12 protein-coding genes are annotated in these 14,123 nt (G+C 63.9%); 10 read left to right on the top strand and 2 right to left on the bottom strand.

Features of this window, described 5'->3' with window-relative positions; translation table 11 throughout:
* The first annotated feature begins 17 nt into the window (after positions 1 to 17).
* From bktB to PQR32_RS10480, 4 genes are all read left to right on the top strand, one after another.
* Positions 18 to 1,202: a beta-ketothiolase BktB gene (bktB, locus tag PQR32_RS10495; protein ID WP_408225452.1), complete on the top strand. Its 1,185-nt coding sequence runs from the start codon at positions 18 to 20 to the stop codon at positions 1,200 to 1,202.
* Positions 1,203 to 1,251: 49 nt separating this feature from the next.
* Positions 1,252 to 1,923, top strand: coding sequence for a hypothetical protein (locus PQR32_RS10490; RefSeq protein ID WP_408225449.1), 672 nt, complete (start codon positions 1,252 to 1,254; stop codon positions 1,921 to 1,923).
* Between the two features lie 140 nt (positions 1,924 to 2,063).
* Entirely contained in the window at positions 2,064 to 3,248 is a 1,185-nt protein-coding gene (locus PQR32_RS10485) for a cystathionine beta-lyase (protein WP_408225446.1), read from the top strand.
* Between the two features lie 191 nt (positions 3,249 to 3,439).
* The gene (locus tag PQR32_RS10480) at positions 3,440 to 3,889 is read left to right on the top strand and encodes a hypothetical protein (protein WP_408225443.1); all 450 of its coding nucleotides are present in this window, start codon (positions 3,440 to 3,442) and stop codon (positions 3,887 to 3,889) included.
* 234 nt (positions 3,890 to 4,123) lie between these two features.
* Here the strand turns inward: PQR32_RS10480 and serB are convergent, their stop codons facing one another.
* A complete protein-coding gene (gene serB, locus PQR32_RS10475; RefSeq protein WP_408225440.1) occupies positions 4,124 to 4,963 on the bottom strand; it encodes a phosphoserine phosphatase SerB in 840 nt (279 codons plus the stop codon).
* Between the two features lie 297 nt (positions 4,964 to 5,260).
* Here serB and PQR32_RS10470 point away from each other — a divergent pair, with 297 nt between their 5' ends.
* The 4 genes from PQR32_RS10470 (at position 5,261) to PQR32_RS10455 (ending at position 11,017) form a co-directional block, all read left to right on the top strand.
* Positions 5,261 to 6,514 carry a cytochrome P450 gene (locus tag PQR32_RS10470; protein ID WP_408225437.1) on the top strand — a complete coding sequence of 418 codons (1,254 nt, stop codon included), beginning with the start codon at positions 5,261 to 5,263 and terminating at the stop codon, positions 6,512 to 6,514.
* A gap of 144 nt (positions 6,515 to 6,658) precedes the next feature.
* Positions 6,659 to 7,681 carry a non-homologous end joining protein Ku gene (gene ku / locus PQR32_RS10465; RefSeq protein ID WP_408225434.1) on the top strand — a complete coding sequence of 341 codons (1,023 nt, stop codon included), beginning with the start codon at positions 6,659 to 6,661 and terminating at the stop codon, positions 7,679 to 7,681.
* Positions 7,682 to 7,723: 42 nt separating this feature from the next.
* Positions 7,724 to 10,672 carry a DNA ligase D gene (gene ligD, locus PQR32_RS10460; RefSeq protein WP_408225431.1) on the top strand — a complete coding sequence of 983 codons (2,949 nt, stop codon included), beginning with the start codon at positions 7,724 to 7,726 and terminating at the stop codon, positions 10,670 to 10,672.
* Between the two features lie 42 nt (positions 10,673 to 10,714).
* A complete protein-coding gene (locus PQR32_RS10455) occupies positions 10,715 to 11,017 on the top strand; it encodes a hypothetical protein (RefSeq protein ID WP_408225428.1) in 303 nt (100 codons plus the stop codon).
* A gap of 39 nt (positions 11,018 to 11,056) precedes the next feature.
* Here PQR32_RS10455 and PQR32_RS10450 read toward each other — a convergent pair whose 3' ends face one another.
* Positions 11,057 to 12,010 (bottom strand): LysR family transcriptional regulator, encoded by a 954-nt coding sequence (locus PQR32_RS10450; RefSeq protein ID WP_408225425.1) that lies wholly within the window; start codon positions 12,008 to 12,010, stop codon positions 11,057 to 11,059.
* Between the two features lie 165 nt (positions 12,011 to 12,175).
* Between PQR32_RS10450 and PQR32_RS10445 the strand changes: the two genes are divergently transcribed.
* Together PQR32_RS10445 and PQR32_RS10440 are read left to right on the top strand one after the other, a co-directional pair.
* Entirely contained in the window at positions 12,176 to 13,198 is a 1,023-nt protein-coding gene (locus PQR32_RS10445) for a zinc-binding alcohol dehydrogenase family protein (RefSeq protein WP_408225422.1), read from the top strand.
* Positions 13,199 to 13,562: 364 nt separating this feature from the next.
* Positions 13,563 to 14,120, top strand: coding sequence for a DUF6013 family protein (locus PQR32_RS10440; protein WP_408225419.1), 558 nt, complete (start codon positions 13,563 to 13,565; stop codon positions 14,118 to 14,120).
* Positions 14,121 to 14,123 lie beyond the last annotated feature (3 nt).

The raw sequence follows: 14,123 nt of genomic DNA, 5'->3' as shown, positions 1-14,123 counted from the left end.
TGGAAGAGGAGCGAGCGATGGAACGGGACGTAGTGGTGGTAAGCGGTGTGCGTACGGCAGTCGGTGGTTTTGGCGGCAGTCTGAAAGATTTTTCGCCGACCGATCTGGGTGCGCGCGTGGTGCGTGAAGTGCTGGCGCGCGCCAACGTATCGGGCGACGACGTCGGTCACGTGGTGTTCGGCAACGTCGTGCATACCGAACCTAAAGACATGTACCTGGCGCGCGTGGCGGCGATCAACGGCGGCGTGGCGCAACATGCGCCGGCGTTGACCGTGAACCGTCTGTGCGGCTCCGGCCTGCAGGCCATCGTTTCGGCCGCGCAAAGCGTGCTGCTCGGCGACGCCGACATCGCGATCGGCGGCGGCGCGGAAAACATGAGCCGCGCGCCTTACTCCATGCCGGCCGCGCGCTTCGGTCAGCGCATGGGCGACGCGCGCCTCGTCGACATGATGGTCGGCGCGCTGAACGACCCGTTCCAGTCAATTCATATGGGCGTGACCGCCGAGAACGTCGCGCGCAAATACGACATCTCGCGCGAAGCGCAGGACGCGCTCGCCCTCGAATCGCATCGCCGCGCGGCCAACGCGATCACGAGCGGGTACTTCAAGCAACAGATCCTGCCGATCACGATTCCGTCGAAGAAAGGCGACGTCGTGTTCGACACGGACGAACACGCGCGCATGAACGCCTCGGCCGAAGATTTCTCCAAGCTGAAGCCGGTGTTCGCGAAAGAAAATGGCACGGTGACGGCCGGCAACGCGTCGGGCATCAACGACGCCGCCGCGGCCGTCGTGCTGATGGAGCGCAGCCTTGCAGAACAGCGCGGCATCAAGCCGCTGGCACGGCTCGTGTCATACGCGCATGCTGGCGTCGATCCGGCATACATGGGCATCGGTCCGGTGCCGGCCACCCGCAAGGCGCTCGAACGCGCCGGCCTGACGGTTGCCGACCTCGACGTGATCGAGGCGAACGAAGCGTTCGCCGCTCAGGCCTGCGCGGTCAGCAAGGAACTGGGCTTCGATCCGGCCAAGGTCAATCCGAACGGCTCGGGCATTTCGCTCGGCCACCCGATCGGCGCGACCGGCGCGCTCATCACCGTCAAGGCGCTGTACGAACTGCAGCGGATCGGCGGGCGTTATGCGCTGGTCACGATGTGTATCGGCGGCGGGCAGGGTATCGCGGCGATCTTCGAACGGATCTGATGCGCGGCATGCCAGTAGCAAGCGGTATCGAGCAATAAGGAAGGAAGGGATGCGGGAATTGAAAGCGATGAAGGGTGCGGTGCGCCGGCGCAGTTGGGCAGTCCTCCAGGGAGGCGTCCTTCGGGGCGTAGTGGGCGCTGCCGCATTGCTATGTGCCGGCGCGGGGGCGATGCTGCCCGCGCAGGCCTGGGCGGAAAGCGACGCGGTGAAGGAGTTGGCGGCGCCCCCGCCGATCCAGTTGCCGCTCAAGCCCAGTCCCGAATTCGCGAAATTCCCGCGCTACGCTGGCATGCTGGGCTCGCGCCAGATCGTGCTGAAGCTCGGCCCGAAAAGCGATGACCCATCGGGCGTGCACGGCGAGTATCAGTTCACGGACACCGGCGCGGTGATCCTGATCGCGGGCGACCGCGACGGCGACACGCTCGAAGTCGAGGAATCGAACGACGGCACCCATATCACCGGCAACTGGGTCGGCAAGTTTGCGGCAGACGGCTCGGTGGCGGGCGACCGCATGAACGTCGACGATTCCGACCCGCAGCCGTTCGATCTGAAGCCGCTGGCGGCAGGGCAGGCGGTGCCGCCTCCCGGCGCGCCGGCGACCGCCGCGAACAAGGCTGCGCCGCAGCCTTCCGCGGGCGCTGCCACGGCGCCGGCTGCGAGCGCCGCCGCGACCGGCGGCCACGCGGTGGGCGGCGTCAGCAACCTGCAAACCGGCGAGTGAATCCGCAGCCGCGCGGCGCCCGACAGTTCGCGCGCTGTCTCGCAAGCGAAATCCCGCCGGCTCGTCTACTCTTGCGTGTGCGGCGCGCGCCCTGAAACCGCGCGCCCTCCGTTTCCGTCTGCTTCTCACCGAAACCCACCATGACCCAATCCAAACTCCAACGCGGTCTGCAAACCCGCATCGTGCGTGCCGAGGACCAGCTCACGCCGGGCTTCGAGTCGTTCTCGATGCCGGTCACGCGGGCGTCGACGGTCGTGTTCCCCGATCTCGCCACCATGCGCGCGCTCGACTGGAAAAACGACGCGCAATGGCGCTACGGCCTGCATGCCACGCCGACCTCGCTCGCGCTGGCGCAACGCCTTGCCACGATAGAAGGCGGCAACCACGCGTTGCTGCAGCCGTCGGGGCTGTCGTCGATTTCGAACGTGTATTTCGGCCTCGTCAAAGCCGGCGACGACGTGCTGATTCCCGATAACGTCTATTCGCCGAACCGCGATCACGGCGACTGGCTGGCGCGCGATTTCGGCATCACCGTGCGCTACTACGATCCGATGATCGGCGCGGGCATCGCCGATCTGATCCGGCCGAATACGCGCCTGATCTGGCTCGAGGCGCCCGGCTCGGTAACGATGGAAGTGGCCGACGTCCCCGCCATCACCGCGGTGGCGCGCGCGCGCAACGTCGTCACGGCGATCGACAATACGTGGTCGGCGGGGCTCGGTTTCCGGCCGTTCGATCATGGCGTCGATATCTCAGTGCAGGCGCTCACCAAGTATCAGTCGGGCGGCGGCGACGTGCTGATGGGCGCGACCATCACCGTCGATCGCGAATTGCATCTGAAGCTGAAGGCGGCACGCATGCGCATGGGTATCGGCGTCTCGTCGGACGACTGCTCGCTGATTCTGCGCAGCCTGCCTACCATGCAATTGCGCTTCGAGCAGCATGACCGCGCGGCGCTCGGCCTCGCGAAATGGCTGAAGACGCGGCCGGAAATTTCAGCCGTGTTGCACCCGGCGTTAGCCGACTGTCCCGGCCACGAGTTTTACGAGCGCGACTTCACGGGCGCGGGTGGGCTCTTTTCCGTCGTGTTCGACGGCCGCTACAGCCCGGCGCAAATCGACACGTTCTGCGAGTCGCTCGAACTGTTCTCGCTCGGCTGGAGTTGGGGCGGTGCGCACAGCCTCGTGATGCCGTACAACGTCGCGTCGATGCGCACGGCGGGGCAGTGGCCGCATAGCGGGACGTTGGTGCGGTTCTATATCGGCCTCGAAGCCGAGGCGGACTTGCGTGCGGATATGGAGCAGTCTCTGGCGACACTAGCTTAGACCGCCAGCGACGTTTTTCCGTAGGACAGGCAGGCTCATCGGGACATGTTCCCGGTGGGCTTTTTTCTTGTCAACGGCGAGTGTCAATATAGCCAGTAAGCCTAACCATTCGGCCGAATGTTCAGCGTAAATTCTCGACGCTACGATGGTGCGCATTCCGACTAACGGTTGCCGCACCATGGTGAGCTTCGATGAATCTTTTCTTCTGGATGTTGCTGAATCTCGGCGTGCCGATCATCGGCCCGATCTTTACGCTCGCGCTTGTCGCCCCCGCGTACGGTTGGCGCGTCGCAAAGGCGTTGATCGCCGGCTCGGTGAAAGACGGCCAACTGTGCTGGTGTGCGATCGGGCTGTTTGCGTCGGCGGTTTATGAGGTGGTGACGGCGCTGGAGCGGGGCCGTGGCGAGGCGTCGGTTCTGGCGTACTGGGTGGTTGGACTGTGTGTGATGGCATTTGCCTGTTCCAGCCTCGTGATGTCGGGGCTGGTCAATCCACATTCCATGAGGGCAAGGGCGTGGGCGCCGCAGCGGAACAGCTTATTTGCTGATGGAAGCTTCTCGCCCACCGAGATAGTCCTGTCGATTTTCTTCACGGTTATTGCCGCAGTTTTCCTGGCATTCCTACATGTACAGCTGATTTAGATTTTTTTAGATAGTGCAGCATTTATACTGATCCTCTCCAGGAGGCAATCATGAAAAAATTCTCGTTGTGGCTAGTCTCAGAGAAAATTTACCCGCGCTTTTTGCTGTGGACCGCGATCGTCGTGAGCCTTGATGCGATTAGCATGATGGTGGTATTCACAACGGACATTCTGAAAAGATAACGGCACGGCCAGCGCTGGCCGTCATTGCGTCGGCCAGCGCATCGAACCAATGTCAAAACAGGCGCAACAACCCGTCCAGCCCGACATGGTTGAACGCCACGCTGGCCGCTTCGCGCACCACCGGCTTCGCACGGAACGCAACGGAGAGTCCGGCTTCGGCCATCATCTTCAGATCGTTGGAGCCATCGCCCATGGCGATTGCGCGGCTCGGTTCAATGCCCAATTGCGCGCATGTTTCGCGCAACGTGCGTGCTTTGACATCGGCATTGACGACCTCGCCGATTACCTTGCCGGTCAGTTTGCCGTCCACGATTTCAAGCGTGTTTGCGCGAGTGAAATCAAGGCCGAGGCGTGCCTTCAGCTTCTCGGTGAAGAAGTTGAATCCGCCCGACACGAGCAGCGTTTTCAACCCAGCCGCCTTCGCACCAGCCAGCATCCGCTCGGCGCCCGGCGAGAGTTGCAGTCGCTCTTCGTACACACGCTCGAGCGCGCTCGCGTCGAGGCCTTCGAGCAGCGCCACGCGGCGCGTCAGGCTTTCGTTGAAGTCCTTGATTTCGCCGCGCATCGAGGCCTCCGTGATCGCGGCCACTTCTGCTTTCAGTCCGCAGAAGTCGGCGATCTCGTCGATACATTCGATCGTAATCAGCGTCGAATCCATGTCCATCGCGACCAGCCCGAAGTCGCGCAACTGGCGGCCGGCTTCGACAAACGCGTAGTCCAGTTGATGAGTGCCGCAATAGACGTCGAGGTCCGCGCGCTGGGTGATGTTTGCGTCGGCAATGCGAATCGCGTTCGCGTCGATGACGCTGGCGTGCGAACCGCGCGCGAGCGCGACGAGCGCTTTGTGATGGTCGGCGGAAAGGGGCGCGGAGCTTTGAATGACGAGGTTCATGGACGACGACGCAGTAACGCGGAAAAGGACGGACGCGCGGCGCGCGCGGAAAATCCCGCTATTGTAACGGTTCGCCGGTCCGCATCGCGTCTCGCGGTCCGCTCCGAATGCTGCTTCGGGTGGCGCCGCGCATTGCGCCGTGCAATCCTGCGGCGCGCGGTTCATACTGGCGCATCGAACGACGCCTCGCAGCCACTGCGCGCACTGACCGTCGCATCCGCCACTTCGCGGGGCGCAACGTCCGGCACGCGAACGCACCGGCACCTATGACGAGGCGCATCACTACGGAGACAACGCATGACCCCGGCGACCGCCAGCGACGCATCCACTCTTGCGCGCGACTTCGATCTGCGCCACCTCAATCCCGCTTTCCATGCCGATCCATATCCGGTCTATCACGCGCTGCGTGCTCACGAGCCGGTCAAGCGCATGCCGGACGGTTCGCTGTTTCTGACACGGTTTCGCGATGTGCAAGCGGTGTATCGCGACCCGAAAACCTTCAGCTCCGACAAGACAATCGAATTCAAGCCGAAGTATGGCGACTCGCCGCTGTACACGCATCACACTACGAGTCTCGTCTTCAACGACCCGCCGCGCCATACGCGCGTGCGCAAGCTCATCGCCGGGGCGCTGACGGCGCGCGCCATCGCGGCGATGGAGCCGGGCCTGGTGCGCCTCGTCGACGGCTTGCTCGATGCCGCTGCCGAACGCGGAGGGATCGATCTGATCGGCGAGTTCGCGTCGGCGATTCCGGTCGAGATCATCGGCAATCTGCTGGATGTGCCGCACGCTGAGCGCGAGCCGCTGCGTGACTGGTCGCTCGCGATTCTCGGCGCGCTCGAGCCGTCGCTCACCGAGGCGCAGTTCGAACGGGGCAATCGCGCGGTGAACGAATTCGTCGACTATTTGCGCGATCTGGTCGCGCGACGCCGGCGTGAGCCGGGCGACCCACAGCATGACGTGCTGACGCGTCTGATTCAGGGCGAAGAGGGCGGCGAACAGTTGTCGGAAGCGGAGTTGCTGCAGAACTGCATTTTCATTCTGAACGCTGGTCATGAGACGACCACCAATCTGATCGGCAACGGCCTCGTCACGCTGATGCAATGGCCTGAGCAGCGCGCGGCGCTGCTGCGCGAGCCGTCGCTGATCGAATCGGCGGTGGAGGAATGTCTGCGGTTCGAGAGTTCGAATCAGCTCGGCAACCGCATGGCGACCGTCGACACCGAGATCGGCGGCGTCGCGGTGGCGCGCGGCACGCCGGTCACGCTGTGCATCGGCGCGGCCAATCGCGACCCGGAACAGTTCGCGGATCCGGACCGCTTCGACATTCGCCGCGATCCGAACCGGCACCTTGCGTTCGGCTTCGGCATCCATCAGTGCGCCGGGCTGTCGCTCGCGCGACTCGAGGCGCGCATCGCGATCGGTCGTTTCGTCCAGCGGTTTCCGGCCTATCGCCTGAATGGCGAGCCGACGCGCGGTGGCCGCGTGCGGTTTCGCGGCTTCGCCGCGGTGCCGCTCGAGCTCGAACCGGCAGGATCGCAAACGGCGTAGCGTACGGCGTAGCTTTTGCAGGCCTGACGCAAGACTTACAACCTGTGCATGAGGCCGCCAGATGGCGGCGCGCGCCGGCTATGGCCGACAAGCCGTGGCACGCTTGCTGCTTCACCTCAGGTCTTCGGCCTAGGGGAACGCACGATGGCACACATGATCTGGAAAGGCGCAATCAGCTTCGGCCTCGTCCACGTGCCGGTGCAGTTGTATCCGGCGACGCAGTCGGAAAAAGTCGGCTTCAATCTGCTGGATAAGCGCACGATCGATCCGATCGGCTACAAGCAGATCAACAAGCGTACTGGCAAGGACGTGACGCGCGACAACATCGTGCGTGGTTTCGAATACGAGAAGGACAAGTACGTCGTACTCTCGGACGACGAGATCCGCTCGGCGAACCCCGAGTCGACGCAAACGGTCGATATTCTCGCGTTCGTCGACGCACCCGACATCTCGTTTCTCTATCTCGACACGCCTTATTTCCTCACGCCCGACCGCAAGGGCGAAAAGGTCTACGCGCTGCTGCGCGAAGCCATGAAGGCGTCGGGCAAGGTCGGTGTGGCGAGTGTCGTGCTGCACAACAAGCAGCATCTGGCGGCGCTGATTCCGGTGGGTCCGGTGCTGGCCTTGAACACGCTGCGCTGGGCCGCGGAAGTGCGCGACTTCGACGACTTCAAGCTGCCGGCCGACGGTGTAAAAGCCGCTGGCGTGTCCGCGCGCGAGCTCGACATGGCGAAGAAGCTGATCGACGACATGAGCGACAAGTGGGATCCGTCGCAGTATCACGACACCTTCCGCGACGACATCATGGCGCTGGTCGATCGCAAGATTCGCGCGGGCAAGACCGAGGAAATCACCGAAGTCGAAACGCCGCACGAGTCGCGTCAATCCGCCGACATTCTCGATCTATCCGACCTGCTCAAACGCAGCCTGGGTCGCGGCAAGAGCAAGCCGGCGGCGGGCGGCCGCAAGCGCGCCGCGGACGACGACGGCGAAGAGGACGACGCCGAGGCCGATACCGAGGCGCCAGCCCGCAAGAAACCACGCGCGACACGCACGGCGAGTACGACGCGCAGTCGCGGAACCAGCGGCAGCAGCGGCACCAGTGGCCGTGTGAGCGCCAAGACCTCATCGACGCCGGCCGCCCGCAAACGTCGCGCGGCGGCCTGATCGTCGGCGTCGCGCTGAGCCACTCACGACGACGTCATCGCCATGAACGACAGACTCGACCTCTACAACCGCAAGCGCCGCTTCGACGACACGCCGGAGCCGTCGGGCGCGCGCGCGAGTCGCAAGCAAAGCGGCCGGAAAACGACGAAGCAGGCAGCCGACGAGGTGCTCTCCTACGTGATTCAGGAGCACGACGCGCGGCGCTTACACTACGACTTCCGCCTCGAACTGAACGGCACGCTCCTGTCGTGGGCAGTGCCGAAAGGGCCGAGCCTCGATCCGTCGGTGAAACGGCTTGCGGTGCATGTCGAAGACCATCCGGTCGAATACGGTTCGTTCGAAGGCGAAATCCCACCAGGCAACTATGGGGCGGGCAGCGTGATCGTTTGGGATCGCGGCACCTGGGAGCCGATTGGTGGCGCGGCGGAAGCGGCGCGATCCTACGCGGCCGGCAAACTCAAGTTCCGGTTGCACGGCGAAAAGCTGCAAGGCGGCTGGACGCTGGTGCGCAGCCATATGCGCGGTAGCGGCGACAAGGAGCAGTGGCTGCTGATCAAGGAACGCGACGACGAAGCGCGCGATGAGAGCGACTACGACATTCTGAAGAAGCGTCCGGGCAGCGTGCTCAGCGGCAGCGCCCCGGCGGGCAAAGGCGCGAAAGCGATGCGGACAGCGGCAACCAAGGGCACAGGCAAAGCCGCCTCAGCCACGAACGCGACTGCTGCGGTCTCTGATACGACGTCAGCCGCAAAACGGGCCGGCAAGAACGGCGCGAAAGCCGCTTCATCGGGTCGCGCCGACCCCAAGCGACCCGACATCGTAGCGACACGCAACGCACAGTCGCTGCGCGAACTCGCCGCGTCGCCCTCGATCGAGGGCGCGGTGAAAGCCCGCCTGCCCGCGACCTTCAAACCGCAACTGGCGACGCTCGTCGACGCCGCGCCTCCCGGCGACGAATGGTCGTATGAAATCAAGTTCGACGGCTACCGCGTGCTGGCTCGCATCGATCGGGACGCCAAGGGAAGCGGAGTCCAGGTGTTCACCCGCGCCGGCAATGACTGGACCGCGAAGTTCAGCAAACAGGTCAAGGCGTTCGAACGGCTCGGCATCGAAAGCGCATGGCTCGACGGCGAAGCCGTGGTGCTGGACGAGAACGGCGTGCCGAATTTTCAGGGGCTGCAAAACGCCTTCGATGCGAACCGCCCGCAAGACATCATCGTCTACCTGTTCGACATCCCGTTCCTGAACGGCTACGACTTGCGCGGCGTGCCGCTCGAACAGCGCCGCGCGATTTTGCGCGCATTGATGGAAGAGGTCGACGACAGCGTGTTGCGCTTCTCGAACGATTTCGACTTCAGCGCGGAAGACCTGCTGAGGAGCGCGTGCGACATGGCGCTGGAAGGCATCATCGGCAAGCGGCGCGACAGTGGTTATATGTCGGGCCGTTCGTCGACGTGGATCAAACTGAAATGCCGCCGACGCCAGGAGTTCGTGATCGGCGGCTATTCGGAACCGTCCGGCAGTCGCGCGGCGTTCGGCGCGCTGCTGCTCGGCGTCTACGACGGCAAAGGCAAATTGCAGTATGCAGGGCGTGTCGGCACCGGCTTCGACGCGGCGTTGCTGCGCTCGGTCAAGAAAGAACTCGATGCGCACAAGACCCAGCGCATGCCGTTTGCCGCCGCGCCGCGCGAGCGCAGCCGCACGCCAGTGCATTGGGTCGAACCGGTGCTCGTCGCCGAATGCAATTTCGCGGAATGGACGGGCGATGGCATCGTGCGTCAGGCGTCGTTCGTGAGTCTGCGCAACGACAAGCCGGCGCGCCAGATCGTCAAGGAAACACCTCGCCAGGGAGCCGACGTGCAACAGCAAACCGATTCCATATCCGACGAAGCGCCGAAGAAACGTGCGGCGCGCAAAACTTCCACTAGTACTGCGGCCGCATCCGGCGCGGGAAAAACTGGCGCGGCAAGCTCGAAGGCCGAGGCGAAAACGGCGGACGCAAAAGACGTTAGCACCAGGACGGCTGCGACAAAAACCGCGGCCGCCAAAACCAAAGCATCCAAAGGCACGGCGGCAAAATCGACCGCCGCGTCGACTCCCGCCGAAGTCGCCGGCGTGCGCATTTCCCATCCCGATCGCGTCATCGACAAAAGCAGCGGCACGCGCAAGATCGATCTCGTGCAGTACTACGAATCGGTCGCCGACTGGATGCTGCCGCATCTGCAGGACCGCCCGGTGTCGCTGGTGCGTGCGCCGGAGGACATCGGCGGCGAACTTTTTTTTCAGAAGCACAGCCAGAAACTGTCGATTCCCAATGTCACGCAGCATCCGGGCCTCGATCCGGGCCATCCGGCGCTGATCACCGTCGATACGCTCAAGGCGCTGGTCGGCGCCGCGCAGATGGGCACCGTCGAATTTCACACGTGGAATGCCGTCGTGTCGAGTATCGAAAAGCCGGACCGCGTGGTGTTCGACCTCGACCCCGACGCGTCGCTGGGTTGGGAACGCATGATCGAAGCCGCGCAACTGACGCGTTCGCTGCTCGAGGAGCTCGGCCTCAAGTCGTTCTGCAAGACGAGCGGCGGCAAGGGCTTGCACGTGGTCGTGCCGCTCGCGAAACAGGCCGGCTGGGACGAAGTGAAGGACTTCTCGCAAGCCGTCGCGCAGCACATGGCGGCGACGCTGCCCAAGTACTTCAGCGCGAAGATGGGCGCGCAGAACCGCAAGCAGAAAATCTTCGTCGACTATTTGCGCAACAACCGCGGCTCCAGCACGGTCGCCGCATTCTCGGCGCGCGCGCGTCCGGGCCTGGGCGTATCGGTGCCGCTTTCCTGGGACGAAGTCGCCGCCACCACGGGTGGCGATCAATGGACCATCGAGAATCTGCACGAGCGCCTGGCCGAGCTCAAAAGCGACCCGTGGGCGGACTATGCGAAGACGCGTCAGCGCATCACCGCAGCCATGAAAAAACGTCTGGATGACGCAGAGTAAGCGCTTCGACGGACCCGATTCAGAACGACAAGGAGCAATACCATGAAGACCTCACCGCAATCGTCCGACGGCGACAAGCAGGCGGACCCGCATGCCAAAAAGCAACCCGAATCGATGCAGGAAGCTGCCGCGCCGCTGCCGCATGAAGCCGATCAGGATCCGGAATCGCAGCACGAGGACGGTCCGCGCCATGTCGGCAAGCAGGCGCATCGCGACCTCGAACGTGGGCTGAAAGATACCGACCGCCGTGGCGGCGACGAGTATCAGCAAAAGACGCAGAACGACGCGAACACCGACGTCAACTCTGATGGCAAAGGCGCCGGCAGCACACGCGGCAAGCATTGACGACGTATCGATTCGGGCACTATCACCGGCGCATCTGTCTCAATCCGGCTCTCTGTCCCAGTAAGGCGGATCGCCAAAATGGGCCGCCAGGAATTCGATCAAGGCGAGCGTCTTCGGCGGCACGAACGAACGGCTCGGATACACCGCCCAGATTGCCACGCTCTCCGCGAGCGGATAGCTGTCCAGCACGCTGACCAGTTCGCCGCTGCGCAAATAAGGCGCGACGTCCCAGGTCGATTTGAGCGCGATGCCGAAACCGTCCAGCAGGGCGTCGCGGATCACTTCGCCGTTGTCGGTGACGAGGCGCCCGCTCACGCGCACTTCGAGCGATCCGGCGGGCGTGACGAAGGCCCAGTCGCGCTGGTCCGACAGAATCATGCACTCGTGTTCCGCGAGGTCCGAAGGATGATGCGGCGTGCCGCGGGCGGCAAGATAGGCGGGCGCCGCGCACAACACCCGCCGATTCACCGCGAGGCGCCGCGCCACCAGCGACGAATCCTTCAGCACGCCGACGCGGATTGCCACGTCGATACCCGCATCGACGAGATCGACTAGCTGATCGGTGAGCCGCAAATCGACACTCACGCCGGGATAGCGGCGCAGAAATTCGCTGATCACCGGCGACACGTGCTGCCGCCCGAACGACGACGGCATCGAGACCCGCAAGCGGCCCTGCGGTTCGGCCTGCGCCCGGCCTACCGAAGCGCGTGCAGCGGCGGCCGCGTCGAGCAGGGCTTCGGCGCGCGTCATGAAGACTTCACCGTCCTGCGTGAGGCTGATGCGGCGAGTGGTTCGGTGCAGCAGACGCGCGCCGAGCAGCTTTTCCAGCTGCGCGATGCGGGAGCTCGCCACCGCCGCCGACAAGCCGAATTCGCGCCCGGCCGCCGACACGTTGGCCAGCAGTGCGGCGCGCACGAACAGGGCGACGTCGAGCAGATCGAGGCGCTCCCGCTCGCCGGGCGAGGTACGTGTGGACGAGGCCGGAAGGTTCATTCTTCTGAAATTCAAAAAGATGTTTCAGCCATTATGACGGTTTTAAGAGAATAAAAACCGCCTTAGGATGACGCCAATGGGATCGATGACGCGCAAACGGCACGACAGGCCGTCCGCAAAAATCGCGATCCTCCAGAAACCTCATCTGAACCAACAGGAGCCTGTATGAAAGCTGTGGGTCTTTATCGCTATTTGCCGATCGATCAAGCCGAAGCCTTGGTCGATGTCGAAATCCCAAAACCGGAAGCCACCGGCCGTGACCTGCTGGTCAAGGTCGAGGCGATTTCCGTCAATCCGGTCGACACCAAAGTGCGCGCCCCGAAAGACACGGTCGAGAAGACGCCGCGCGTGCTCGGCTGGGACGCCGCCGGCACGGTAGTCGCTGTCGGACCAGACGTCACGCTGTTCAAGGTGGGCGATCCGGTGTTCTATGCGGGCAGCATCACACGGCCGGGCGCCAACAGCGAGTTCCACCTGGTCGACGAGCGGATCGTCGGGCGCAAGCCGGCGTCGCTCGATTTCACCCACGCCGCCGCATTGCCGCTGACCGCGATCACCGCCTGGGAAGCCTTGTTCGACCGCTTGGGCGTGTCGCCGCAAGGCGCGGACGAGGGGCGCACTGTGCTGATCTTCGGTGGCGCCGGCGGGGTGGGCTCCATCGGCATTCAACTGGCGAAGCAACTCGCGAAGCTGAAGGTGATCGCGACTGCGTCGCGGGCTGAATCGGCGAAATGGGCCACGGAACTGGGCGCGGATGACATCGTCGATCACTTCGGCGACATGCCCGCGCAATTGAAAAAGCTCGGCATCGACCGGGTCGATTACGTGCTGATGTTCAACGACACCGACAAGAATTTCCCGGCCGCGGCGGAAGTCATCAAGCCGCAAGGCAGCATCTGCACGATCGTGGAAAACAGCAAGCCGGTGGCGGTCGAACTGTTGAAAGCGAAGAGCGCCGCGTTTCACTGGGAGTCCATGTTCACGCGTTCGACCTTTGGCACGCCCGACATGATCGAGCAGCACAAACTGCTGACCGAAGTGGCGCGTCTCGTCGACGCGGGCACGTTGCGCACCACAGTCGGCCAGAACCTCGGCACGATCAACGCCGCGAATTTGCGCCGCGCGCATCAACTGCTCGAAGAAGGGCGCGCGATCGGCAAGCTGGTGCTGACCGGCTTTGAGGCGTAAACCGCGTTTCGCCTGAACCGGGCATGAATGAACATGGCCGGCGTCGCAGCAATGCGCGCCGGCCATGTTCGTTTTGATGCGCATCAAACTGTGCGATCTGGCGCCCTGGCGTGTGTCGATTGCAGCATTGCGGCGCGGCGTGCGCTGTCGTGCGCCTGAGCCGGCACAGGCGCAGAAAACGCGTCGCCGCAAGCGGGTTAACACCCGATTCGCAGGCAGCGCGCGCAGCGTCGCTTGGCGTTAGACTGACAGGGCATCATGCTAAAACAGTTGCGTGTCTCGCGGCCCGACGTCGTCCAGTCAGGCGGTGCGTGAGCAGTAGCGCTGAAGCGGGCGCGCAGCGGCACAACAACGAGGTGACAGTATGAGCTTCAGACTCTCCGCCGTTTCAGGTGTTGCTTCTCTCGCATGCGCGCTCGCGCCCGGCATGCTCGTGCCGGTGGCTTACGCCGCCACGCCGATCACGGTCACGTCCCAGTCTGCCCTCGACGGTCCGATTCGCTACACGGTGCGCGTCACGTCGAAACAGTTCGGCAATTCGCAGGAAACGCGCACGATCCGTTCCGGCGAATCGGACGACTTCACGTGGAAGACCGTGCCGCCGGGCGGCCCTGTTCCCGCGACGGATGCGTGCCCGAACTACTCATCGCTGCCGATCGACACCAACGGCGCGATGATCCGGCAGACGCAGATCCGCTTCGCGCCGGTCGTCGGCGGCGACGGCACGGCGACCGTGCAATTGAGCTTCCAGGCGCAGACGCCGAAGGGCGTGAAAACCGTGACGAGCGGCGGCAAAACGCTCAAGTGTCCGAACGACGTGACCATCAGTCAGATTGTGCGATTCACGATGCCGGTCAATGGCAGCACGAAAACGCTCACGCTCAGCGACGGCACGGAAGTCGCGATCAGCGCGAAACGTTGAGTC

This window comes from Paraburkholderia dipogonis (genome assembly GCF_046027395.1).
GTDB lineage: Bacteria > Pseudomonadota > Gammaproteobacteria > Burkholderiales > Burkholderiaceae > Paraburkholderia > Paraburkholderia dipogonis_A.
The sequence above is the reverse complement of the archived record's forward strand: the minus strand, read 5'-3'. Positions and strand labels throughout refer to the sequence as shown.

Coding starts and splice junctions, on each gene's coding strand:
- serB (WP_408225440.1), bottom strand. CDS start 4,963: ATGAACCTCGTCATTCAAAGCTCCGCGCCCCTTTCCGCCGACCATCAC.
- bktB (WP_408225452.1), top strand. CDS start 18: ATGGAACGGGACGTAGTGGTGGTAAGCGGTGTGCGTACGGCAGTCGGT.
- ligD (WP_408225431.1), top strand. CDS start 7,724: ATGAACGACAGACTCGACCTCTACAACCGCAAGCGCCGCTTCGACGAC.
- ku (WP_408225434.1), top strand. CDS start 6,659: ATGGCACACATGATCTGGAAAGGCGCAATCAGCTTCGGCCTCGTCCAC.
- PQR32_RS10455 (WP_408225428.1), top strand. CDS start 10,715: ATGAAGACCTCACCGCAATCGTCCGACGGCGACAAGCAGGCGGACCCG.
- PQR32_RS10440 (WP_408225419.1), top strand. CDS start 13,563: ATGAGCTTCAGACTCTCCGCCGTTTCAGGTGTTGCTTCTCTCGCATGC.
- PQR32_RS10450 (WP_408225425.1), bottom strand. CDS start 12,010: ATGAACCTTCCGGCCTCGTCCACACGTACCTCGCCCGGCGAGCGGGAG.
- PQR32_RS10480 (WP_408225443.1), top strand. CDS start 3,440: ATGAATCTTTTCTTCTGGATGTTGCTGAATCTCGGCGTGCCGATCATC.
- PQR32_RS10470 (WP_408225437.1), top strand. CDS start 5,261: ATGACCCCGGCGACCGCCAGCGACGCATCCACTCTTGCGCGCGACTTC.
- PQR32_RS10490 (WP_408225449.1), top strand. CDS start 1,252: ATGCGGGAATTGAAAGCGATGAAGGGTGCGGTGCGCCGGCGCAGTTGG.
- PQR32_RS10445 (WP_408225422.1), top strand. CDS start 12,176: ATGAAAGCTGTGGGTCTTTATCGCTATTTGCCGATCGATCAAGCCGAA.
- PQR32_RS10485 (WP_408225446.1), top strand. CDS start 2,064: ATGACCCAATCCAAACTCCAACGCGGTCTGCAAACCCGCATCGTGCGT.